The sequence below is a fragment of the Streptomyces sp. NPDC034084 genome (assembly GCF_055575535.1).
This window is the reverse complement of sequence record NZ_JBVISK010000002.1, coordinates 717006-740321: the sequence shown is the minus strand read 5'-3', so window position 1 is coordinate 740321 and position 23316 is coordinate 717006. Positions and strand designations below refer to the sequence as shown.

At 72.2% G+C, this 23316-nt stretch carries 20 protein-coding genes; 9 read left to right on the top strand and 11 right to left on the bottom strand.

The window, feature by feature from the left end:
• The first annotated feature begins 240 nt into the window (after positions 1-240).
• From ACZ51I_RS08685 to ACZ51I_RS08670, 4 genes are all read left to right on the top strand, one after another.
• The gene (locus ACZ51I_RS08685; protein WP_468872804.1) at positions 241-588 is read left to right on the top strand and encodes a GNAT family N-acetyltransferase; all 348 of its coding nucleotides are present in this window, start codon (positions 241-243) and stop codon (positions 586-588) included.
• A 371-nt stretch (positions 589-959) separates the two neighbouring features.
• Positions 960-2372 carry a family 2B encapsulin nanocompartment shell protein gene (locus ACZ51I_RS08680; RefSeq protein ID WP_468872802.1) on the top strand — a complete coding sequence of 471 codons (1413 nt, stop codon included), beginning with the start codon at positions 960-962 and terminating at the stop codon, positions 2370-2372.
• Positions 2373-2483: 111 nt separating this feature from the next.
• Complete coding sequence (locus tag ACZ51I_RS08675) at positions 2484-3896, top strand: family 2 encapsulin nanocompartment cargo protein terpene cyclase (RefSeq protein ID WP_468872800.1); 1413 nt, start codon at positions 2484-2486, stop codon at positions 3894-3896.
• A gap of 6 nt (positions 3897-3902) precedes the next feature.
• On the top strand, positions 3903-4796 hold the full coding sequence (locus tag ACZ51I_RS08670; protein WP_468872798.1) for a geranyl diphosphate 2-C-methyltransferase: 894 nt from the start codon (positions 3903-3905) through the stop codon (positions 4794-4796).
• 57 nt (positions 4797-4853) lie between these two features.
• Here the strand turns inward: ACZ51I_RS08670 and ACZ51I_RS08665 are convergent, their stop codons facing one another.
• Complete coding sequence (locus ACZ51I_RS08665) at positions 4854-6347, bottom strand: MFS transporter (RefSeq protein ID WP_468872796.1); 1494 nt, start codon at positions 6345-6347, stop codon at positions 4854-4856.
• 154 nt (positions 6348-6501) lie between these two features.
• Between ACZ51I_RS08665 and ACZ51I_RS08660 the strand changes: the two genes are divergently transcribed.
• Complete coding sequence (locus ACZ51I_RS08660) at positions 6502-6942, top strand: MarR family winged helix-turn-helix transcriptional regulator (protein ID WP_468872793.1); 441 nt, start codon at positions 6502-6504, stop codon at positions 6940-6942.
• A gap of 88 nt (positions 6943-7030) precedes the next feature.
• Here ACZ51I_RS08660 and meaB read toward each other — a convergent pair whose 3' ends face one another.
• From meaB to ACZ51I_RS08635, 5 genes are all read right to left on the bottom strand, one after another.
• A complete protein-coding gene (meaB, locus tag ACZ51I_RS08655; protein WP_468872791.1) occupies positions 7031-8014 on the bottom strand; it encodes a methylmalonyl Co-A mutase-associated GTPase MeaB in 984 nt (327 codons plus the stop codon).
• Positions 8011-10185 carry a methylmalonyl-CoA mutase gene (gene scpA / locus ACZ51I_RS08650; protein ID WP_468872788.1) on the bottom strand — a complete coding sequence of 725 codons (2175 nt, stop codon included), beginning with the start codon at positions 10183-10185 and terminating at the stop codon, positions 8011-8013. The genes meaB and scpA overlap by 4 nt, the downstream gene beginning before the upstream one ends.
• Positions 10185-11996: a methylmalonyl-CoA mutase family protein gene (locus tag ACZ51I_RS08645; RefSeq protein WP_468872786.1), complete on the bottom strand. Its 1812-nt coding sequence runs from the start codon at positions 11994-11996 to the stop codon at positions 10185-10187. The genes scpA and ACZ51I_RS08645 overlap by 1 nt, the downstream gene beginning before the upstream one ends.
• 116 nt (positions 11997-12112) lie before the next feature.
• On the bottom strand, positions 12113-12784 hold the full coding sequence (locus ACZ51I_RS08640; protein WP_468872784.1) for a class I SAM-dependent methyltransferase: 672 nt from the start codon (positions 12782-12784) through the stop codon (positions 12113-12115).
• Between the two features lie 116 nt (positions 12785-12900).
• Positions 12901-13827: a TIGR03564 family F420-dependent LLM class oxidoreductase gene (locus ACZ51I_RS08635; protein WP_468872782.1), complete on the bottom strand. Its 927-nt coding sequence runs from the start codon at positions 13825-13827 to the stop codon at positions 12901-12903.
• Between the two features lie 77 nt (positions 13828-13904).
• On the opposite strand from ACZ51I_RS08635, the gene ACZ51I_RS08630 reads away from it, so the two are divergent.
• Positions 13905-14411: an HD domain-containing protein gene (locus ACZ51I_RS08630; protein ID WP_468872780.1), complete on the top strand. Its 507-nt coding sequence runs from the start codon at positions 13905-13907 to the stop codon at positions 14409-14411.
• A gap of 41 nt (positions 14412-14452) precedes the next feature.
• On the opposite strand, the gene ACZ51I_RS08625 is transcribed toward ACZ51I_RS08630, so the two are convergent.
• Positions 14453-15391, bottom strand: a complete 939-nt coding sequence (locus tag ACZ51I_RS08625; RefSeq protein WP_468872778.1) for a glycerophosphodiester phosphodiesterase — start codon at positions 15389-15391, stop codon at positions 14453-14455.
• Positions 15392-15610: 219 nt separating this feature from the next.
• On the opposite strand from ACZ51I_RS08625, the gene ACZ51I_RS08620 reads away from it, so the two are divergent.
• Together ACZ51I_RS08620 and ACZ51I_RS08615 are read left to right on the top strand one after the other, a co-directional pair.
• A complete protein-coding gene (locus ACZ51I_RS08620; RefSeq protein ID WP_468872776.1) occupies positions 15611-16339 on the top strand; it encodes an IclR family transcriptional regulator in 729 nt (242 codons plus the stop codon).
• Between the two features lie 166 nt (positions 16340-16505).
• The gene (locus tag ACZ51I_RS08615; protein ID WP_468872774.1) at positions 16506-16976 is read left to right on the top strand and encodes a hypothetical protein; all 471 of its coding nucleotides are present in this window, start codon (positions 16506-16508) and stop codon (positions 16974-16976) included.
• Between the two features lie 65 nt (positions 16977-17041).
• On the opposite strand, the gene ACZ51I_RS08610 is transcribed toward ACZ51I_RS08615, so the two are convergent.
• The 4 genes from ACZ51I_RS08610 to ACZ51I_RS08595 all read right to left on the bottom strand — a co-directional run bounded on the left by ACZ51I_RS08610 (position 17042) and on the right by ACZ51I_RS08595 (position 21887).
• Positions 17042-18484, bottom strand: coding sequence for a GH1 family beta-glucosidase (locus ACZ51I_RS08610; protein WP_468872772.1), 1443 nt, complete (start codon positions 18482-18484; stop codon positions 17042-17044).
• A 49-nt stretch (positions 18485-18533) separates the two neighbouring features.
• Positions 18534-19439 (bottom strand): carbohydrate ABC transporter permease, encoded by a 906-nt coding sequence (locus tag ACZ51I_RS08605; RefSeq protein WP_468872769.1) that lies wholly within the window; start codon positions 19437-19439, stop codon positions 18534-18536.
• 4 nt (positions 19440-19443) lie between these two features.
• A complete protein-coding gene (locus ACZ51I_RS08600; protein ID WP_468872766.1) occupies positions 19444-20451 on the bottom strand; it encodes a carbohydrate ABC transporter permease in 1008 nt (335 codons plus the stop codon).
• 89 nt (positions 20452-20540) lie between these two features.
• Positions 20541-21887 carry an ABC transporter substrate-binding protein gene (locus ACZ51I_RS08595; RefSeq protein ID WP_468872763.1) on the bottom strand — a complete coding sequence of 449 codons (1347 nt, stop codon included), beginning with the start codon at positions 21885-21887 and terminating at the stop codon, positions 20541-20543.
• Positions 21888-22248: 361 nt separating this feature from the next.
• Between ACZ51I_RS08595 and ACZ51I_RS08590 the strand changes: the two genes are divergently transcribed.
• The gene (locus ACZ51I_RS08590) at positions 22249-23283 is read left to right on the top strand and encodes a LacI family DNA-binding transcriptional regulator (protein ID WP_468872760.1); all 1035 of its coding nucleotides are present in this window, start codon (positions 22249-22251) and stop codon (positions 23281-23283) included.
• Positions 23284-23316 lie beyond the last annotated feature (33 nt).

Genomic DNA, 23316 nt, shown 5'->3' with positions numbered 1-23316 from the left:
GCAAAGGGTGCTGACCTGTGATGATGCGGTTTCCACGGGGGTTGTGGTGGAACTTCACCGGCCGCGGCCACGAGGACGTCGTCGAGCCGCAGTCAGCGCGGCCGCGCGGTCGAGGGCTACCCGGGCTACCGGCTCCCCGCCCCAGCCCCGGCCGACGTCCTGATCGCCCCGCGCCAGAACGCCCGGCCCGCCGAAGCCCCGTTCCCCCGCACCTCCTCCCACCCCACGAAAGGCACTCCCATGACCGAGCAGACCACCACCACCCACCCGGTGGTCCGGCGCGTGGACCCCCGGCACCGGTACGAGATCCTCGTCGACGAGAAGCGCGCCGGCCTGACCGCGTACCGCGACCGCGACGACCGGAGGGTGTTCTTCCACACCGAGATCGACGACGCCTACGCCGGACAGGGCCTGGCCGCGATCCTCGTCGAGCAGGCCCTCACCGACGTGCGCGCCTCCGGGATGCGCATCGTCCCCGTCTGCCCCTACGTGGCGAAGTTCCTCAAGAAGCACGAGGAGTTCGCCGACCTCACGGACCAGGTGACGCCCGAGGTCGTCGAGTGGCTGGATGCCCAGCTGAAGCGCTGACCCCTGGTCAACACGACGCAGAGGAAGGCCGACACTTCACACGCACGGACGAGCCATGCGCCCCCGGCCCCCCGGCCCCCCGGACCGGGGGGCCGAACGGGCGCACGAACCGGCCGGCCCGTCGCGCGCCGTTGGCCGACTCGCGAGTGAGTGGCCGGAACCCTGCTGATCGCCGGGATAAACATCGTTCAAGCAAGATCACTGCATGGAGGTAATGCCCCCGGAGTCCAAGGGTGAGGCGGGCTCGACGGCCGTTACTGTTCCCCGGGATCTGGACGGATTCCCGGATCTTCGCCCCCCCTCGTCTTCTTTCACCGGATTTCAGCGCGCCCGCGCGCCGGAATCCGCCTGTGCGAAAGAGAGCCCGCCCGATGACCGTTGACGATCACCCGGACGTCCAGCCGGCGCCGCCCCGGCAGTCCAGTCTCAGCACCACGGCCGCCCGCAACCTCGCCACCACCACCAAGTCCGCCCCGCAGATGCAGGAGATCAGCTCCCGCTGGCTGCTGCGGATGCTTCCCTGGGTGGAGACCAAGGGCGGCGCCTACCGGGTGAACCGCCGGCTGACGTACACCGTCGGCGACGGACGCGTCGAGTTCGTGCAGGACGGCTCCCGCGTCCGCGTGATCCCGCGCGAACTCGGCGAACTGGCCCTGCTGCGGGGCTTCGACGACATCGACGTGCTGAACGCCCTCGCCGAGCGCTGCGTCCAGCGCGACTTCCAGGCCGGCGAGGTGCTCGTCCAGCGCGGTACGCCCGCCGAGAAGATCCACCTGATCGCCCACGGCCGCGTCAGCCAGACATCCGTCGGCAAGTACGGCGACGAGGTCGCGGTCGCGGTTCTCGCCGACGGCGACCGGTTCGGTGAGAACGCCCTGCTGGACGCCGACGCCGGCTGGGACTACACCGCGACCGCCGAGACCTCCGGCACCCTGCTCACCCTCTCCCGCGCCGACTTCGCGAACATCCTCGCCTCGGCACCGAGCCTCCAGGCCCACATCCAGGAGTTCGGCTCGCTGCCCCTCCAGCGGCAGAACAAGCACGGCGAGGCCGAGATCGCGATGTCGGCCGGCCACAAGGGCGAGGCCGAGATCCCCGGCGCCTTCGTCGACTACGAGCTCAACCCGCGCGAGTACGAACTCTCCGTCGCCCAGACCGTCCTGAAGGTCCACACCCGCGTCGCGGACCTCTACAACGGGCCGATGAACCAGACGGAGGAGCAGCTCAGGCTCACCGTCGAGGCGCTGCGCGAGCGCCAGGAGTACGAGCTGATCAACAACCCGGAGTTCGGCCTGCTCCCCAACGCCGACTTCAAGCAGCGGATCCAGCCGCACTCCGGCCCGCCCACCCCGGACGACCTGGACGAGCTGCTCTGCCGCCGCCGGAGCACCAAGCTCTTCCTCGCCCACCCCCGGACGATCGCCGCGATCGGACGCGAGTGGAACCGCGCCGGGCTCTACCCGGACACCGTCGAGCTCGACGGGCACCAGGTCCCGGCCTGGCGCGGGGTCCCGATCCTCCCCTGCAACAAGATCCCCATCAGCAAGGAGAACACCAGCTCGATCCTCGCCATGCGTCTCGGCGAGGACAACCAGGGCGTCATCGGTCTGCGCCAGACCGGTCTGCCCGAGGAGTACGAGCCGGGCCTGTCCGTGCGGTTCATGGGGATCGACGAGCAGGCGATCATGTCGTACCTCGTCACGACGTACTACTCCGCCGCCGTCCTCGTCCCGAACGCGCTCGGCGTTCTGGAGAACGTGCAGATCGCGCGCAGGCGCGACTAGGACGTGCCCGGGGCTCCCCCCCCCGCAGGCCATCACCACCCGGACCACCCGGGCCGGGCCGGCGTGCCCGGAATCCGGGACGGCCCACCCGCCCTCTCCAAGGAGTCACGGATGCCCGATCCCGGGCTTTCCCCTCTGCAGTCCAGCCTGCCCGACGCCGCCGCCCACTTCGGGGCCGACGTCCTCGCCGCCGCGGCGGCCCGTGCCGAGGCCCTCGCCCTCGGACACCCCCCGCTGGCCACCGCCGCCCAGGTCCGGGCCGTGGCCCCGGCCGGGCCGCCCGCCGGAACCGGTACCGAAGCCCCCGTCGCCGAGCCCGGCGCCGACCGATCGGCCCCGCCCTCCGCGCCGTTCGGCGCCTCCCCGGTCGCGGCGGCCGCAACCGGGGGCGTACAACCGCCCGTTCAGGGTGGGGAGGGGGCGGCGTGGGTCCCGCGCGGGCCCACCGGTCTCGGCACGGCCGGCCTCTCCCTGGCCCCGCGCGCGGAGCTTCCGGCGGCGGGACCGCACAGGGAGCCTCCCGCGGCCCCCGCGCCTCCGGCGGACGCCCTGATCATCCCCGGCCTCTACTGGCACCCGGTGCCCGAGCCCGACCCGGTGCGCGTGGCGGAGGTCAGCCGCCGCATCAAGTCCTGGGCCGTCGACGAGGTGCAGCTCTTCCCCGACGACTGGGAGGGCGACTTCGACGGGTTCCACGTCGGGCGCTACATGGTGGCCTGCCACCCCGACGCCCCGACCGTCGACCACCTCATGGTCGCCACCCGGCTGATGGTCGCCGAGAACGCCGTGGACGACTGCTACTGCGAGGACCTCGGCGGCTCGCCCATCGGTCTGGGCGGACGTCTCCTCCTCGCCCACACCGCCCTGGACCCGCTGCACTCGACCGCCGAGTACCAGCCGGAGTGGGCGAAGTCGCTCCACGCGGACGCGCCCCGGCGCGCCTACCGCTCCGCCATGGAGTACTTCGTCCGGCAGGCGACCCCCTCCCAGGCCGACCGGTTCCGGCACGACATGGCGCGGCTGCACCTGGGCTACCTCGCCGAGGCCGCGTGGGACGAGACGAACCACGTGCCGGAGGTCTGGGAGTACCTCGTGATGCGTCAGTTCAACAACTTCCGCCCCTGCCCCACCATCACCGACACCGTCGGCGGCTACGAACTCCCCGCCGACCTGCACGCCCAGCCGGCCATGCAACGGGTCCTCGCGCTCGCGGGCAACGCCAGCACCATCGTCAACGACCTGTACTCGTACACCAAGGAACTCGCCAGCCCCGGCCGGCACATGAACCTGCCCGTGGTGCTCGCCGAGCGGGAGTCCCTCTCGGAGAGGGACGCCTACCTGAAGGCGGTCGAGGTCCACAACGACCTCATGCGCGACTTCGAGGCCGCGTCCGCCGAGCTGGCCGACGCCTGCCCCGTCCCGAGCGTCCTCCGCTTCCTGCGGGGAGTGGCCGTGTGGGTCGACGGCAACCACTACTGGCACCAGACCAACACCTACCGCTACAGCCTGCCCGATTTCTGGTAAGAACGGATGTCATCTGTGACCCACACCGAGCTCCCCACCGTCCACGGCACCTCCGCGTTCGTTCCCGGCCCGGCGACGCCGTACCAGGGAGACATCGCCCGGTACTGGAACGCCGAGGCCAGGCCCGTGAACCTGCGCCTGGGTGACGTCGACGGGCTGTACCACCACCACTACGGCATCGGCGCCGTCGACCACGACGCCCTCGGGGACATCGAGGACAGCGAGTACGAGAAGAAGCTGATCGCCGAGCTGCACCGGCTCGAGTCGGCGCAGACCGAGGTCCTCCTGGACCACCTGGGTGCGATCACCGGCGAGGACACCCTCGTCGACGCCGGCTGCGGCCGCGGCGGTTCGAGCGTCATGGCCCACCAGCGCTTCGGATGCAAGGTCGAGGGTGTCACCCTCTCCTCCGCGCAGGCCGAGTTCGCCAACAGGCGCGCCAGGGAACTGGGCATCCAGGACCACGTCCGCGCCCAGGTCTGCAACATGCTCGACACCCCCTTCGAGAAGGGCAGCATCGCCGCCTCGTGGAACAACGAGTCGAGCATGTACGTCGACCTGGACGACCTCTTCGCCGAGCACTCGCGCTTCCTGAAGGTCGGCGGCCGCTATGTGACCATCACCGGCTGCTGGAACCCGAAGTACGGCCAGCCCTCGAAGTGGGTCTCCCAGATCAACGCGCACTTCGAGTGCAACATCCACTCCCGCCGTGAGTACCTGCGCGCGATGGCCGACAACCGGCTCGTGCCGCAGGCCGTCATCGACCTGACGCCGGACACCCTGCCCTACTGGGAGCTGCGGGCCACGTCCTCGCTGGTCACCGGCATCGAGGAGGCGTTCATCGAGTCGTACAAGGACGGCTCGTTCCAGTACGTCCTGATCGCGGCCGACCGCGTCTGACGTCCCGGCCCACGACCGAGGGGGCGGGTCCGTCCATCGGCGGACCCGCCCCTCGCGTCATGCGGCCGGGGCCTTCTCCTTCACGGGGGTCTCGGTGGCCGGGGCGCTCACCCGTTCCGTACGGGGCGCCTGGCCGGCCCGCAGGCCGAGGCGGGCGATGACCGCGACGAGGGCGAAGGCGGCGGCGCCGATTCCGAAGGTGAGGGTGAAGCCGGACTCGGCGGGCAGGGCCGGGACTCCGGCGGGCAGGTGCTCGATCGTCTTCGAGGCCAGGATCGTGGTGACCACGGCGCTGCCGATCGCGCTGCCGGTGGAGCGGGAGATGGAGTTGATGCCGTTGGCGATGCCGCTCTGGTGGTGCGGGACGCTCGCCATGATGACGGCGGGCATGGCCGCGTACCCGAAGCTGACGGCCGCGCCGACGATCACGCCGGCACCGATCACCGAGGCCGTGTGGCCGTGGTCGATCGCGAGCCAGGCGAAGCCCACGGCGCCGAGGGCGGCGGCCAGGGTCAGCGCCGTGCGCGGGCCGCGGTGGCGGACGAGCCGGCCGCCGATCGGGGAGGCGAGCAGCGAGACGATCGCGCCGGGCAGCAGGAACTCCACGGAGGCGCGGAGGATGGACGCGCCGAAGCCGTAGCCGGTGAGGGCCTCGGGCATCTGGACGAGGTACGAGACGCCCAGGAAGTTCGCGAACATGCCGAAGCCGACCAGGATGCCGGCCAGGTTGGCCATGAGCACCGGACGGTGCACGAACATGCGCATGTCGACGAGGGGTTCGCGGACCTTGAGCTCGGTGAGGACCCAGACGACGGTCATGACGGCCGCGCCGGCGAAGCTGCCGAGGGTGCGGCCGGAGGTCCAGCCCCACTCGTGGCCCTGCGAGATCGGCAGCAGGAGCAGCAGCAGGGTGGCGCCGAGGGTGAGCGCGCCGAGGAAGTCGGTGCGGCCGCCGGTCTTGTGGCGGGTCGCGGGGACCAGGAGCACGACGGCGAGCAGGGCGATCGCGGCGAAGCCGGTGGCCATCCAGAAGGCGCTGCGGTAGTCGGCGTCGGAGCCGGAGGTGAGCAGGCCGGTGGCGACGAGCGCGAGGCCGCTGCCGAAGGCGAGGGTGCCGCTGACGAGGGACATCGCGCCGGGCAGCTTCTGCGGGCGGACCTCCTCGCGCAGGACGGACAGGGCCAGCGGGAAGATCGCGGTGGCGGCGCCCTGGAGGACGCGGCCGAGGATCAGCAGGGGGAGCGAGGTCGCCAGGGCCGCGACGACGGAGCCGGCGACCATGACGCCGAGGACGGCGACCAGGGTGGGCTTCTTGCCGTGCTGGTCGCCGAAGCGGCCGAGCAGCGGGGTGAAGACGGCCGCGGAGAGCAGCGTGGCGGTGGTGACCCAGCTGACGTTCGCGACCGAGGTGCCCAGGTCGGCGCGGATGAGGCCGAGGATCGGGACCGGCAGGGTCTGCATCATCGACACGACCATGGCGGCGAGACTCAGCGCGAAGACGATGAGCGTCTCGCGCCGGGGATCGGTGGCGGGCGGGGTGGTCTGACTCATGTGTGGGGGCCTTCTCGGTGCTTCAGGTCGTCGATCGTTGATGTCATCAAGTAATACGACGACGGTAGGCCCGATGCTTGAGAGGGTCAAGTAATTGCTTGAGGTGCTTAAGTAAACAATTGATAATGTCAAGGATCGTGAGTACGCTCGCAGCATGACCGCGACGACCCCCGAGACGCCCACCAAGCTCCAGCTGCTTGAGCTCCTCGCCGCCATCGGCACGGCCCAGTGGCGCGACTTCGCCGCGGCCGCCGCCCACCACGGGCTGACGTCCACGCAGGCCAAGGTCCTCGCCCAGCTGAACGGCCCGCTGCCGATGCGTGCCCTCGCCACCCTGCTGGTCTGCGACGCCTCGAACGTCACCGGGATCGTGGACCGCCTGGAGGGACGCGGTCTCGTGCGCCGCGAGGCCGACGCCTCCGACCGGCGCGTGAAGAACGTCGTGGCGACCGACGAGGGCCGTGAGGTCATCCGGCGGGTCCGCGAGGAGATGCAGGCCACCCACGGCGCCCTCGACACCCTCGGCGCGGAGGACAGTGCCACCCTGTACGCCCTGCTCGCGCGGCTGCGTCCGGGCATGGAGAAGGACGCCTGAGCCCGGGACCGGAGAAGGGCGCCTGACGGGAAACCCGTTCAGGCGCCCTTCTCCAGGCGTCCTCCGGCACAGCCCTCGGCCCGCCGCCTCAGTCCCGCCGCTCCCCGAAGGTCCTGAGGATCTCCTCGGCGGCCAGGGTCGCCGTCAGCTCGCCGTCCCTGACCCGCCGCTCCAGGGAGGGCGTGACGTCCTGGACCGCCGGGTCGGCGCTCAACCGCCGGAGCAGCTCGTCGCGGACCATGGTCCAGGTCCAGTCGACCTGCTGGTCCTGACGCTTGGCCGTGAGACGGCCGGTCGAATCGAGGAGCGCGCGGTGCTGCCGCAGCCGCTCCCAGACCTCGTCGAGGCCCGCCGACTCCCGGGCGCTGCAGCTGAGGACCGGCGGCGTCCAGATCGCGTCGGCGCCGTGCATCAGCCGCAGCGCGCCCGCCAGTTCACGCGCGGCGGCGCGGGCGTCGCGCTCGTGCGGGCCGTCCGCCTTGTTGACCGCGACCACGTCGGCCAGCTCCAGTACGCCCTTCTTGATGCCCTGGAGCTGATCGCCCGTCCGGGCCAGGGTGAGCAGCAGGAACGAGTCGACCATGTTCGCGACGGCGGTCTCCGACTGCCCGACGCCGACCGTCTCCACGAGCACCACGTCGTAGCCCGCGGCCTCCATCACGACCATCGACTCGCGGGTCGCCTTCGCGACCCCGCCGAGCGTGCCGGCGCTGGGGGAGGGGCGGACGAAGGCCGCCGGGTCGACGGCGAGCCGCTCCATCCGGGTCTTGTCGCCGAGGATCGAGCCGCCCGTACGGGTCGACGACGGGTCGACGGCGAGCACGGCCACCCGGTGGCCGAGCCCGGTCAGCATCGTGCCGAACGCGTCGATGAAGGTCGACTTGCCGACCCCGGGCACCCCGCTGATCCCGATCCGCACGGCCTTGCCGCTGTGCGGCAGGAGCTCGGTGAGCAGCTCCTGCGCGAGGGCCCGGTGCTGGGGACGGGTGGACTCGACGAGGGTGATCGCGCGGGCGATCACCGCCCGCTTCCCGTCGAGCACACCCTTCACGTACGTGTCGAGACCGATCACAGGTCGTGCCCGAGGTCGGCCCCGAGCCGGGTCACCAGGTCGTGGGCCGCGTCCGGGATCACCGTCCCCGGCGGGAACACGGCCGCCGCACCCATCTCCAGGAGCGTCGCCACGTCCTGCGGGGGGATCACCCCGCCGACCACGATCATGATGTCCTCGCGGCCCTCCGCCGCCAGCTCCTCGCGGAGCGCCGGCACGAGGGTGAGGTGCCCCGCGGCCAGCGACGAGACCCCGACGATGTGCACGTCCGCCTCGACGGCCTGCCGCGCCACCTCGGCCGGGGTCTGGAACAGCGGGCCGACGTCCACGTCGAAGCCCAGGTCGGCGAAGGCGGTGGCGATCACCTTCTGGCCGCGGTCGTGCCCGTCCTGGCCCATCTTGGCGACCAGGATGCGCGGCCGGCGCCCCTCGGCCTCGCCGAAGGCGTCGACCAGGGCCCGGGTGCGCTCCACGGAGGGGGACTCGCCTGCTTCGTTGCGGTACACACCCGAGATCGTACGGATCTGGCCCGCGTGCCGTCCGTACACCTTCTCCAGGGCGTCGGAGATCTCGCCGACGGTGGCCATCGCTCGGGCCGCCCGCACGGCCAGCTCCAGGAGGTTGCCGTCGCCGCCGGCGGCCCGGGTGAGCGCGTCGAGCGCGTCCCGGCAGGCGGTCTCGTCGCGCTCCTCGCGCAGCCGCTTCAGCTTGGCGATCTGCTGGGCGCGGACGGAGGAGTTGTCGACCTTGAGGACGTCGATCTGCTCGTCGGTCGCCACCCGGTACTTGTTGACGCCGATCACCGGCTGCCGGCCGGAGTCGATACGGGCCTGGGTGCGGGCCGCCGCCTCCTCCACGCGCAGCTTGGGGATGCCCGCGTCGATGGCCTTGGCCATGCCGCCGGCCTGCTCGACCTCCTGGATGTGCTGCCAGGCGCGCCGGGCCAGGTCGTACGTCAGCTTCTCGACGTACGCGCTGCCGCCCCACGGGTCGATCGTCCGGCAGGTGCCCGACTCCTGCTGGAGGAGCAGCTGCGTGTTCCGGGCGATGCGCGCGGAGAAGTCGGTGGGCAGCGCGAGCGCCTCGTCGAGGGCGTTGGTGTGCAGCGACTGGGTGTGGCCCTGGGTCGCCGCCATCGCCTCCACGCACGTCCGCGTGACGTTGTTGAACACGTCCTGCGCGGTCAGCGACCAGCCCGAGGTCTGCGAATGCGTCCGCAGCGACAGCGACTTGGCGTTCTGCGGATCGAACTGCTTCACCAGCTTCGCCCACAGCAGCCGCGCCGCGCGCAGCTTGGCGATCTCCATGAAGAAGTTCATGCCGATCGCCCAGAAGAACGACAGGCGCGGCGCGAACGCGTCCACGTCGAGCCCGGCCTCGCGGCCCGCGCGGATGTACTCCACACCGTCCGCGAGCGTGTACGCCAGCTCCAGGTCGGCCGTCGCGCCCGCCTCCTGGATGTGGTAGCCGGAGATGGAGATGGAGTTGTAGCGCGGCATCCGCTGCGAGGTGTACGCGAAGATGTCGGAGATGATCCGCATCGAGGGACCGGGCGGATAGATGTACGTGTTGCGGACCATGAACTCCTTGAGGATGTCGTTCTGGATGGTCCCGGCCAGCTTCTCGGGCGGTACGCCCTGCTCCTCGGCGGCCACGATGTACAGCGCGAGGACCGGCAGCACGGCGCCGTTCATCGTCATCGACACCGTCATCCTGTCGAGCGGGATGCCGTCGAACAGCTGACGCATGTCGTAGATCGAGTCGATGGCCACACCGGCCATGCCGACGTCACCGGTGACGCGCGGGTGGTCGCTGTCGTAGCCGCGGTGGGTCGGCAGGTCGAAGGCGACCGACAGGCCCTTCTGGCCGGCGGCGAGGTTGCGCCGGTAGAAGGCGTTCGACTCCTCGGCAGTTGAGAAGCCCGCGTACTGCCGGATCGTCCAGGGCTGGTTGACGTACATCGTCGGGTACGGGCCGCGCAGGTACGGCGCCATGCCCGGGCGGGTGTCCAGGAAGTCCAGGCCCTCCAGGTCCTGCCCCGTGTAGAGCGGCTGGACGGCGATGCCCTCCGGGGTCTCCCACAGCAGGTCGTCACCGCCCGCCGCCTTCTTGACGGCCGAGCGCCACTCGTCGGGCCCGCCGGCGGCGGCCTGTGCCCCGAGCTCGATCCCGGAGAAATCGGGGATGGACATCAGGACACTCCCATGCGGTCGAGGGTCGTGGAGAGCAGGGCGACGGCGTCGCAGCCGGCGAAGACGTACGTGTCGACACCGGCGTACGACCCGGGGCGCCCCGCGAGGAGGACGTGCTCGGCCCCGGCCGCGCGCAGCTCCCCGGCGGCGGTCTCGGCCCGCTCCTCGTACAGCGCGTCGCTGGAGCAGAGGCAGGCCTCGCGGGCGCCGCTCTCCTCGAACGTGCCCTCGGTGACGGCCTCGATGCCGCCCGCCTGGAACAGGTTGGCGGCGAAGGTGAGCCGGGCCGAGTGCGCGGCCGCAGGGCCGAGCGCGGCCAGGTAGACGCGGGGCCGGGCGCCGGTCGCCGCCAGGTGGGCGTCGGAGCGGGCGCGCAGCTCCTCGTACGCCTCGTCGCGCCGGACGCGGGGGAGGCCCCCGGAGGGCGGCTCGGGCGCCGGGGCGCGGTCGACGGGCTTCTCCGTGAGGTGCGGGAACTCGCTGACGCCGGTGATGGGTTCGCGGCGGGTGGCGAGCTTCTTGCTGCGCGCGGCCCAGGTCTCGGCGAGCCGCGCGCCGATCGTGCCGGAGCGCAGCGCCGTCTCCTGGCCGCCCTCCCGCTCGATGGTCTGGAAGAAGTCCCAGGCGGCGTGGGCGAGTTCGTCGGTGAGCCGCTCCACGTACCAGGAGCCGCCCGCCGGGTCGATCACCCGGGACAGGTGGGACTCCTCGATGAGGACGGTGGAGGTGTTGCGGGCGATGCGGCGGGCGAACGCGTCCGGCAGGCCCAGGGCGTCGTCGAAGGGCAGCACGGTGACGCTGTCGGCGCCGCCGACGCCGGCGGCGAGCGTCGCGATGGTGGTGCGCAGCATGTTCACCCAGGGGTCGCGGCGCGTCATCATCACCGGCGAGGTCACCGCGTGCTGGCGCTGGGCGCCCGCCTCCGGGGCGCCGCAGGCCTCGGCGACGCGGGCCCACAGGCGGCGCGCGGCGCGCAGCTTGGCGATCGTGAGGAACTGGTCGGCGGTGGCCGCGTAGCGGAACTCCAGCTGCCCGCACGCCTCCGTGACGCTCAGACCGGCCTCGGTCAGACCGCGCAGGTACGCGACACCGGTCGCGAGCGAGCAGCCCAGCTCCTGCGCGGCCGAACCGCCGGCCTCGTGGTACGGCAGGGCGTCCACGGTCAGGGCCCGCAGCCCCGGGTAGCCGTCGGCGCAGCGGCGCGCGAGACCGGCCACGGACGCCAGGGTGTACGCCGGGCGGCCGGTGCGGGCCTCGTGGCCCAGGGGGTCGGCGCCCAGGTTGCCCCGGGCCGCCTCCGGGGCGACGCCCCGCTCCTCGTACAGCCGGAACAGCCGCTCGGCTGCCGCCTCCGTCTCGTCGCCCGCGTCGAGGACGACGGGCGCGAGGTCGAGGTAGACGCCGTTCAGGACACCGTCGAGCGAGGCCACCGGGATGCCGGAGCCGCCGACGCCGAGCCAGAGGGACGTGACGCCGTTCTCCAGGTCGGCGAGGACGGCCTCGCCGTCGGCCGTCACGTGGCGCTGGCGCACGTCCCAGCCGCCGGCCGTGTTGCCCTCGGGCCGCCCGCCGCGCACGAAGGGCGCGAAGCCGGGGAGGCCGGGGTCGGGCGCGGCGTCGCGCGCGGTGTACAGCGGGCGGGTGCCGAGGCCGTCCTCCAGCAGGGTGGACAGGACGTCCTCGGCGGCGGCGCCGGAGACCTCCTTGCCCGACTTGCGCAGGACACCCGCCACGAGGTGTTGCCACTGTTCGTGTGGCGCGTCTGGGAATTCGGACGCCAGGGAGAGCCCGTCATCAGGCAGGACCGTCATGGCTCGGATGCTAGGGGAGATCCACAAAGGTGCAGGAGGGCGTACGACTGTGACCTTCTTCTCTTCCGCATTCCGAGACGATCGCCCGAACGGCGGACCACCCGCACGGGCCGGGCTCAGACGCCCCCGCCGCCGGCCCGGTCGGGACGCCGCGCGAAGCAGAACAGATGCTCCTCCGGGACCGCGCGCTCGTCGTCCGGCCGGAAGACCGACACCTCGTGCCGGAGGACGTCGAGGCCACAGTCCTCCCGCAGCGTCCGCACGTACTCATCGACCGGGAAGCTGGAGACCCTGACCGGCCGGCCCATGAACTCGATCTCCACCCCGTCCACGTCCGCCGGCACCGTGGCGGACACCAGATAGCCCCCTGGCACCAGCCAGCCGGCCATCCGCTCCAGGGCGGCGGACGCCTCCGCCCGGCTCATCATCAGCAGCGGGAAGAAGGCGCACACGGCGTCGAAGCCCTCCGGCGGAGCGTCGTAGTCACGGACGTCCACCTGCTCGAACGTGGCCCCCGGCACCTGCGCGCGGGCCAGCCCGATCATCTCCCCGGACACGTCGATGCCCGTCACCGCGCACCCGGCCCGCACCAGGCGGTCGGCGACCGGCCGCCCGGTGCCGCTGCCGACGTCGAGGACCCGGGCTCCCGCGCCCAGGCGCTCCGTGAGCCAGTCCACCGCCGCCGACTGCTCCGGCAGACGCCCGAAGGCCCGCTCGTACGACATGCCCAGATCGTCGAACAGTTCCGCCGCCGACAGCGGCTTCCGCCCGGAACCCTCGTCCCGCATGCTGCTCCCCTTTCGCGCCAGGCACGGGCCGGCCGCCCGTCCCGGGCGGCTTCCTACCCGCTTCCCGCCGGCTTCCCACCGGCCGGGACGCCGGAACGCGATGCCGGCCGGCCGGCTCAGCCGCGCGACAGCTCGCCCAGCAGCTTCCAGGTGCGGCGGCGGTCGTCCTCGCCGCCCAGGTCCGTCGCGGTGAACACCACCTCCGTCGCCCCCGCCTCGCGATAACGCCGCACCTCGGCGGCGACCGTCTCCTCGTCACCGATCACCGCAAGACCGGCCGCCCCGTCGGCGCCCGAGAGCTCGATCGCGCGCTGGTACGAGGGGATCCGCTCGTAGAGCGCCAGAGCCTCCGCCGCCTTCCGCCGTACGCCCTCGGCGTCCGCCGTCACCACCCCCGGCACGAGGGCGACGACCCGGGGCGCGGGCCGGCCCGCCGCCTCCGCGGCGGCGGTCACCGCCGGGACGACGTGCTCGGCCAGCGCACGCGGGCCCGCGAGGAACGGCAGGATGCCGTCGGCCAGTTCACCGCTGACCCGCAGCGCCTGCGGGCCCATCGCGGCGACGAGCACCGGCACCGGCGGCCGCGCCCCGGGAACGGCCGCCGAGTACGGCGTCGTCGCGGTCAGCAGCTCCCCGTGGAAGTCCGCCTCACCCGTCTCCAGGAGCGGCCGCAGAGCGGTGAGGAACTCCCTGAGCAGCCCGATCGGCCGCTCGTACCGAAGACCGAACCCGGTCTCCGTCAGATGCCGGGTGCCGAGGGCGAGCCCCAGGTGGTAGCGGCCGCCCGTGGCGGCCTGGGCGGTCTGCGCCTGGCTGGAGACGAGCAGCGGATGGCGGCCGAAGACGGGGATCGCGGAGGTCCCCACGTGCAGGCCGGGCACCTCGCGCCCGACGATCGCGGCGAGCGAGGGCGAGTCGTACGCGAAGGACTGGCCGAACCACGCCGAGTGCAGACCGGCGTCGTACGCCTCCCGCGCCAGCCGCACCGTGTCGTCGATCGGGAGCTGCCGGGAGGTCGAACCGAGCGTCACTCCAAGAGTCATGCACCCGGCAACCGGCGGCCACGGGACCGTCATTCCCGATTCCGTGTGAACAGCGTGTGGCAGGGATGATGGGGCCCATGAAGACGCTCGCCGAAGTGGACGCACTGGCCGACCGCGCGCACGCGGGGCAGGTCGACAAGACCGGCGCCCCCTACGTGGCCCACGTCCGAGCCGTCGCCGCGGGACTGGAGCCGCTCGGCCCGCACCTCGCCATGGCCGGACTGCTGCACGACGTCATCGAGGACACCGGGTGGACGGCCCGGAGGCTGCGAGCCGCCGGGATCCCCGACAGGGTCGTCGCCCTCGTCGAAGCCGTCACCCACCACCCGGACACGTCCTACGAGGAGATGCTCCGGCGCATCACCGAGGACCCCGACGCCACCCTCGTGAAGATCGCCGACAATGCGCACAACAGCCGCCCGGACCGCGCCGCCGCCCTGCCGCCCGCGCAACGCGAGCGGCTCGCCGCCAAGTACCGCGCCGCCAGGGCCGTCCTGTGGCCGGCGGCCGACCCCGGGGACATCGCGACGATCCTCCGGGTGGTGAACCCGGGACTGCTCGACGAACTGACGGGGACGGCCTGACCGGGCGGAGGGATGTCCGGGCCTGACCGCCCCCGCGGACCTCACGACCGGCGGCCGGCGATCCAGCCCGTGAGTTCCGTGGGACGGTCCGTGATGACACCGTCCACGCCCAGCTCGTCCAGGACCTTCCAGCGCGCCGGACCGTTGACCGTCCACACGTTCACGGCCACACCCGCCGCGTGCAGCTCGTCGACGGCGGCCGGACGCACGGAGAGCCCCTTGTCCGAGACGTTGTACGCGGCCAGGTGCAGGTCCCCGGCGACGGCGACCGGATCGGCGTCCAGGCTGTCGCGCAGCAGACCCAGCGGCAGCTCGGGCGCCAGCGCGTGGGCGCGCTGCAGGGACGTGACGTCGAAGCTCTGCACGAAGACCCGGTCGGTCATGCCCTGGTCACGGACCTCCCCCACGATCCGGGCGATCTCGGCCACGGTCTGCCGGCCCTTGATCTCCAGGAGCAGGTTGCCGCCGCGCGTCCGGAGGTCCGCCAGCTGGGCGGCCAGCGTCGGGACGCGCGTACCGGCGAAGACGGGGGCGAACCAGGAGCCGGCGTCGAGGGCGTCCACCTGGGCGGAGGTCAGGGAGCGGAGCGTGCCCGTCCCGTCGGTCGTCCGGTCGACGGTCCCGTCGTGCAGGATGTACGGCACGCCGTCGTTGCTGGGCTGGACGTCGTTCTCGATCCACGTGGCCCCGCCCCGCCGGGCCACCTCGTCGGAGACCAGCGTGTTCTCGGGCGCCGCCGACGACGCGCCCCGGTGGGCGAACACCGTGAGCGGAGCCCCGGCCGCGCGGATCCAGTGGCGCGCCGCGGGCGGGCCCGCCGGCGCGTGCCGCGGCGCCGCGGGGTGGGGTGCGTACGCGGCCGGCTCGGCGGTCAGCGTGGGCGGAGCGGCGAGGACCAGGGCCGCGGCGAGCACCGCCGGGCCGTAACCGAAGCGCCGGCGGATCCAGGGCCGGGGCGCGCGGGGCGGGAGGTGGTTCATGGACGCAGAGCTTAGGTACGGACGGCGGCCCTGCCGGGGCCCCACACCGGACGGGACGTGACGAGTCGACAAATCCTGGACGCCTACGACCGACACGCCGCGACACGACCGGTCGCGCAACCCTTTCACCGAATCGTCCGGTCTGCGGCATCGTGGGACGTGCGCCCGGAGCCGTGCCATCGGGGGGCCACGGCCGGGCCTACGGAGTCAGGGGGACTCATGGACACCGGAACGGCACGCGGAACGGGCGGCGTCGCGGAGCCGGCCGCGCCGGGGCGGCAGGAGCGCGGCCGGGGCGTACTGGAAGGAGCGTTCGCGCTCCTCGACGCCCTGCGCCGGAACGGCGACGAGGCCGGCGTGACCGAACTCGCGCTCGCCTGCGGGGTGCCCAAGGGCAGCGTCCACCGGCTGCTCGACCAGCTGGTCGCGGTCGGCGCCGTCGAACGCACGGGCAACCGCTACCGGGTCGGCCCGCAGCTCTACCGCCTCGGCCAGGCCTGGGAACCACACCCCGGCCTGCGCCCCGCCGCCCGGCTGCCGCTCCAGCGCCTCCGGGCCGTCACCGGCGCCAGCGTCGTCCTCACCGTCATGCGCGAGGACATGGCGATCACGGTGAGCTCCGTGCCGGGCGACCTGGAGCCGCTGCTCCCCGTACGGGACGGCATCACCTTCCGCCTCGACACCGCCGCCGGCAAAGCGCTGCGAGGACCGCTCAGGGGTGGCCCGGTGCTCGACCGGGAGGACGTGATGGAGGGGGTGTGCTGCGCCTCGCTGCCGGTCCGCGCCCCGGACGGCCGTACGATCGCCGCGCTCGCCGCCATGGTCCCGGCGGGCCGCGGACTCGACGCGCTCGCCCAGGCAGTCGCCGGGGCGGGCGCCGCGATCACGCGCGCGCTCGCCCGGAGCGGACAGCGAAGACCGGTCCCGCCGGCCGCACTCGTGCTCTAGCCGCGCTGCTTCAGGGGCTGTTCCGCCCAGTGGAACGCGCGTAGAGCAGAGGCGGGCCCGCCGGGCACAGTGGGTGTCGTGCCGGGGGAAAAGGCACACCGGGACCGCCGGGGAAGGCGGACCGGACACCACGTCACACGCGTGACCCGATGTGTGGGGGGACCACATGCGCAAGAACCGAGCCGTCCGAATCGCCGCCACCGCCCTGCTCGGACTCGGCAGCCTCGGCGCCTTCGCCGGCACCGCGCACGCCGAGCCGATCGACTACGTGAGGATCGAGCTGGTCGAGCTGCACTGCCAGCAGAACAGCGAGGGCGACCACGACGAGGCCTACCTCAAGATCACCGACGCCAACGGCAACGCCGTCAAGGTGTGGCCCGGCAACGGCATCAAGTACCAGACGATGGGCAGCGGTTACGTCCGCTCCATGGCGGACGGCAACGGCAACGCCGCCCTCGTCCTCGGCAAGGAGCAGGCCCGCACCCTGACCCTCTGGGACCTCGACACCTTCGGCGGCGACGACAAGCTGGGCGCCACGCTCGTCACCGGCAGCGAGGTCGGCGCCGAGACCCAGTGGCGCACCGTCGAGGGCTCCGGCGGCGTGTACGTCATCGGCTACCGGGTCGTCGACATCTGACAGATGAACAGCACATGAGGAAGGGCCGTGCCGGGCGACCGGCACGGCCCTTCCCGCGTCGCGTGTCAGTCCCCGTCGGGCGCGTGCAGCTCGCCCGAGCGCGCGACCCGCGCGTACCAGCGGGCGCTGGACTTCGGGGTGCGCTCCAGGGTGTCGTAGTCCACCCGGACCGCGCCGAACCGCTTCGCGTAGCCGTACGCCCACTCGAAGTTGTCGAGCAGCGACCAGAGGAAGTAGCCGCGCACGTCCACCCCGTCCGACATCGCCCGGTGCACCGCCTCCAGATGCGCGTGCACATAGGCGGCGCGCTCCGGGTCGTGCACCGAACCGTCCGGGCCGACCACGTCCTCGTACGCCGCCCCGTTCTCGCTGATCACGAGGGGCAGCCCCGGGTACGTGGCGGAGACCCGGGTCAGCAGGTCGTACAGCGCGCTCGGGTCGACCGCCCAGCCCATCGCCGTCGGCTCGCCGGGCGCCCGGTGGAAGGCGACCGCGTCCGCGCCCGGCCACGGCGAGTGCTCGCTGTTGCCGTGACCGTCGTCCTGCGGCTTCTCCGCGCCCTCCGGCACCTGCGAGACCACCGTCGGCGTGTAGTAGTTGATCGCGAGCAGGTCCAGCGGCTGGTTCGTCGCCGTGGTGTCGCCGTCCTGGACGAAGGACCAGTCGGTCAGGTGCGCGGTGTCGGCGAACAGGTCCTCCGGGTAGGCGCCCTCCAGCATCGGGCCCAGCCAGATCCGGTTGCCGACGGCGTCGATGCGGCGGGCCGCGTCCAGGTCCTCCGCCGAACCGGTCAGCGGCCGGATCTCGTGCAGGTTGAGCGAGACCGCGAGCTGCCGGTCCGCCGGCAGCGCGGCGCGCAGCGCCTGCACCGCGAGACCGTGCCCGAGGTTGAGGTGGTGGGCGGCGCGCAGCGAGGCCACCGGATCGGTGCGGCCCGGCGCGTGCACCCCGGAGCCGTACCCCAGGAAGGCGCTGCACCACGGCTCGTTGAGCGTCGTCCACCGCTTCACCCGGTCGCCGACGGCGCCGGCGACGATCCCCGCGTACTCGGCGAACCGCTCGGCGGTCGCCCGCTCCGGCCAGCCGCCCGCGTCCTCCAGCTCCTGCGGAAGGTCCCAGTGGTAGAGGGTCAGGGCCGGCTCGATCCCGGCGGCGAGCAGCTCGTCGACGAGCCGCCGGTAGAAGTCGAGCCCCTTCTGCACGGCCGGACCCCGGCCGGTGGGCTGGACGCGGGACCAGGAGACGGAGAACCGGTAGGCGTTCAGGCCGAGTTCGGCCATGATCCCGACGTCCTCGCGGAACCGGTGGTAATGGTCGACGGCCACGTCACCGGTGTGGCCCTCGAAGACCTTGCCGGGCGTGTGCGAGAAGGTGTCCCAGATGGAGGGGGTACGGCCGTCCTCCGCCGCCGCTCCCTCGATCTGGTACGCGGCGGTGGCGGCGCCCCACAGGAAGTCGGCGGGGAACGAACGGGTGGCGGTGAGCGGCCGGGTTTCGGACGCGGTCATAGGAGAGGGCTCCCAACACGGGTACGGGGATACGGAGACGAGCGGTCGGTCAGCTCTTGACGGCGCCGGCCGTGATGCCGCCGACGATGTGCTTCCCGAGGAAGGCGAAGACAAGGAGCAGCGGCACGGTGGAGATCAGGGCGCCGGTCAGCACCACGGCGTGGTCCACGGTGTGGTTGCCCGCGCCCAGACCGGCGAGCGCCACCTGAAGGGTGGGGTTGCCGTCCGGGGTGAGCGCGATGAACGGCCAGAAGAAGTCGTTCCAGGCCTGGACGAAGACCAGCATGCCGAGGACGGCCATGGCCGGCCTGGCCACGGGGAAGACCACGTGCCAGATGATCCGGAGGCTGTGCGCCCCGTCCATCCGGGCGGCCTCCACGAGCTCCATCGGCAGCGCCTCCACCAGGAACTGGCGCATGAAGAAGACGCCGAAGGCGGCGACGAGCGAGGGCAGTACGACCGACTGGAGCTGGTCGAACCAGCCGAGGTCCGTGATGATCTGGTAGAGCGGGATGACGCTGAGCTGCGGCGGGATCGTCATCGTGGCGACCACGAGCGAGAGCAGCATGCCCCGGCCGCGGAAGGGCAGTTTGGCGAAGGCGAAGCCGGCGAGCGTGGAGAAGAGCACGGTGGACAGCGCCACCAGGCTCGCCACGACCGTGGTGTTGACCAGCGCCTCGCCCATGTCGACCTGGTTCCAGGCGAAGCTGAGGTTGTCCAGGAGCCGCTTGCCGGGCAGCAGCGGCGCCGGGGCCTCCACGACCCGCTCGCCGGTGTGGGAGGCGGCGACCACGTTCCAGTACAGCGGGAAGAGCGAGACGAACGCGGCGACGGCGAGCAGGACGTACGTCAGCGGTCCCGCGTGGTGCTGCCGGCCGGCCGTCTGGCGGAAGCGGCGGCTCCCGGCCGGGGTCCTGGCCTCGACGGCGGGCGTCGTGTCGAGAGTGCGGGCCATGAGGTCATCCCCCCAGCTTCGTGCGGTTGTGGCGGGAGACGAGCGCCTGGACGCCGCCGACCAGGAGGAGGAGCAGGAGCATGACCCAGGCGATCGCCGAGGCCTGTCCCAGGGCGCCGGTCACCCAGCCCTTCTCGTACATCAACAGGCTCAGCGTCTGGAACTGGTTGCCGCTGCCGCCGCTGATGCCGACGCTGCCGCCGTAGAGCATCGGCTCGCCGAACAGCTGGGTGGCACCGATGGTGGAGACGATGATCGTGAAGAGGATCGTCGGCCGGATCGACGGGATGGTGACGCTGATGAACTGGCGCCAGCGCGAGGCGCCGTCGAGGGACGCCGCCTCGTACAGGTCCTGCGGCACGGCCTGCATCGCGGCCAGGTAGATCAGCGCGTTGTAGCCGGTCCAGCGCCAGGTGACGATCACCGAGATCGCGATCTGCGCCGGCCACTTGGACGACTCCCAGTCCACCGGGTCGAAGCCGATCCAGCCGAGAAGGCTGTTGATCATCCCGTAGTCGGTGTTGAACAGCTGGGCGAAGACCAGGGTCGCGGCCGCGATGGAGGTGGCGTACGGGGCGAGGATCGCGACCCGGAAGAAGCCGCGACCGCGGAGCTTGTAGTTGAGCAGATGCGCCAGGCCCAGGGCCATGAGCAGCTGCGGAACGGTCGAGATCACCCCGATGGTGAAGGTGTTGAGCAGCGCGTTCCAGAAGAACTCGCTGGTCGCGAGGTCGGTGTAGTTCTCCAGGCCCTTCCACGTCGGGTCGCCGCCGAGCTCGACCCGGTTCAGCGACAGCCAGCCGGTGTAGATCAGCGGGAAGAGGCCGAAGGCCGCGAAGGTGAGGAAGAAGGGGGCGATGAAGACGTACGGGATCGCCTTGATGTCCCAGCGGTAGAGCGTGCTGCGCAGGCCGGTCGGGCCGGCGCGGCGGCCGCGGGGCCGGCCGGGGGAGGAGGGCGGTACGGCGGGCGGCGGGGAGCCGGCCCGCTCCGCCCGAACGGAGGTGGCCACGGGGGCGTCCTTCCAGGTCGATGCGTGCGGTGGTGCGGACGGTGCCGGTCCGCCGCCCGCAGGCGGCGGCGGACCGGCAGGCGCCCCCGCTACTGGTCGATCTTGTCGTCGACCAGCTTCTTGACGTTCTCCCAGGCCTTCGCCGGGGCGGTGCCGCGCTGCTCGATGTCGAGGATGCCGTTGTCGGTGAGGAAGGTCTTCACCTGGCCGTCGTAGCGGCTGATCGTGGCGGGGGTGATGCCGTTCGCCGCGCTGGAGAAGATCTTGCCGACCGGCGTGTCCCCGAAGTACGGCAGCTTCGCCTCCTGGACCGCCGAGGAGAGGAGCGTGTCCTTGGAGGAGGGGATGTTGCCGTTGACCGCGAACACCTTGGCGTGCTGCTCCGGGGCGGTCAGCCAGGCGGCGAGCTCGGCCGCCTCCTTGGTGTGCTTGCCGGCCTTCGGCACGGCGAGGAAGGAGCCGCCCCAGTTGCCGGCGACCGGCGGCGCGGCGATGTCCCACTTGCCCTTGTTGGCGGGTCCGGCCTGGTCCTTGATGATGCCGGTCATCCAGCTCGGGCAGGCGACGGTGGCGAACCTCGAGTTCTTGAAGGCCGCGTTCCACGTGCCCTTCTCGTCGAACTGGCGCAGCTTGGCGGTGAGTCCGCCCTGGGCCGCCTTCACGGCGGTCTCCCAGGCCTTCTTCACACCGGGGCTGTTCTCCCAGTCGAGCTCGCCGCTCGCGTTGGCGTACTGGACCGGGTCGCTGGAGACGACGGCGTTGAAGAGGCCGCTCGCGGAGTCGTGGAAGGCGGTGCCGGCGGGGGCGGCCGCCTTGTACCTCTCCCCGACCGCGAGGAACTTGGACCAGTCACCGGTCCACAGCTTGGCGACCTCCTCGCGGGTGGTGGGCAGCTTGGCCTTGGCGAAGAGGTCCTTGTTGTAGCAGATGGCCATGGGGCCGATGTCGGTGCCGAGGCCGATGACCTTGCCGTCGGCCGTCGTCGCCTGCTTGACCTTCCAGTCGAGGAAGTCGCCGAGGTCGGCGCCGCCCTCCTTGCCGAGGTCGACCCACTTGTTCGCCATGGCCGGGCCGGTCGCCTCGGCGATGTACCCCACCTCGACGGCCTGGATGTCGGCGACGCCGCTGTTCTGGGCGAGACGCAGCTTCAGCGTGTCCCAGTACTTCTGGCCGTCGGAGACGTTCGACTCCTCGATCTTGATGTTCGGGTGGAGCCGCTCGTACTCGGCGTAGAGCTTGGCGCCGGTCTTGTCGTCGTAGCCGAAGGAACCGAAGGTCCCGATCCGCAGCGTGATCTTCCCGGCGCCCTGGCCGTCCTTGCCGGCGCCGTTGTCGTCGTCGCTGCCGCAACCGGTGAGCAGGGTCGTACCGGTCACGACGACGGCGACCGCCGCGATCGCCGCCCGGCGTCCGCGTCTGCTGCTGGAAGTGCGCATTCCACTCTCCTCGTCCAAGGTGGTGCTCTTTGTGCGCCAAGAGGCCCGGCCGGCTGATCGCGGCTCGGCGGCGCCTGCCAGGACCTGATGCTGTGTCGCGTCCCGATGGGAGCGCTCCCACGTCGTTGCCGGAAGGTTGCTGCCTGGCGGGTGCGGGTGTCAAGACATGAACGCGGATTCGTTACCAGAAGGTTTTCCGGGGGTTTCGGGCCGCCCGGCGGTCATCCGGCCGTCATCTCCTGAACGCGGACGCGTGGCGCGGGAAGGTCGTCGTGGACTAGTGTGGGAGCGCTCCCATGCCTGTGGCTGTCCGTCCGGGCAGGTGAGCGGCGTGCAGTCCTACGAGGGGAGTTCGGCAGTCGTGAGCGGACGGCAGAGCGGCAGACCCACCCTGGAGCAGGTCGCGGCCAGGGCCGGGGTCGGCCGGGGCACGGTCTCCCGGGTCATCAATGGTTCCCCCCGGGTGAGCGAGCAGACCAGAACGGCCGTCGCCCGAGCCGTCGCCGAACTCGGCTACGTACCCAACCAGGCCGCCCGCGCCCTGGCGGGCAGCCGCACCGACGCGATCGCGCTCGTGATCCCCGAGGCCGAGGCCCGCCTCTTCGCCGAGCCCTACTTCCTCGACCTCATCCGCGGGGTCAGCGCCGAACTCGCCGAGGCCGACAAACAGCTCCTGCTCACCCTGGTCCGCAGCGAGCAGGAGCGGCAGCGCTTCGAGCAGTACCTCGCCGCCCAGCGCGTCGACGGGGTGCTGCTCGCCTCGGTCCACGGGGACGACCCGCTGCCCGACCGCATCAGGGAACTGGGCCTCCCGGTCGTGATGAACGGCCGCCGGGCGGAGGCCGAACCCGTGCCGTACGTGGACTCCGACAACATCGGCGCCGGGCGGGCGGCCGTCGCCCACCTGGTCGGGCGCGGCCGGAGCCGTATCGCGACCGTCACCGGGCCCCTCGACATGTACGTGGCGCGCGCCCGGCTCGGTGGCTACCGGGCCGGGCTCACGGAGGCCGGGCTCCCGCCCGACGAATCCCTGGTCTCGGTCGGCGACTTCACCGAGGAGGGCGGCCGGCGGGCCATGCGGCTGCTGCTCGACCGCAGACCGGACCTGGACGCCGTCTTCGCCGCCTCCGACGTGATGGCGGCCGGCGCGCGGGGAGCCCTGCGGGAGGCGGGCCGCCGGGTGCCCGGAGACGTGGCCCTCGTCGGCGTCGACGACTCGCCGGTGGCGCGGCTCATGGACCCGCCGCTGACGAGCGTGCGGCAGCCCATCGAGGAGATGGGCCGCACGATGGCCCGGATGCTGCTCCGGGAGATCCACGACGGCACGGCGGCCGCTCCCGCGGAACCGTCCCGGCACGTGCTGCCGACGGAGCTGGTGGTGCGCGACTCGTCCTGACGTCGCGCAGATGGGCGACCCCGAGGGATCCGG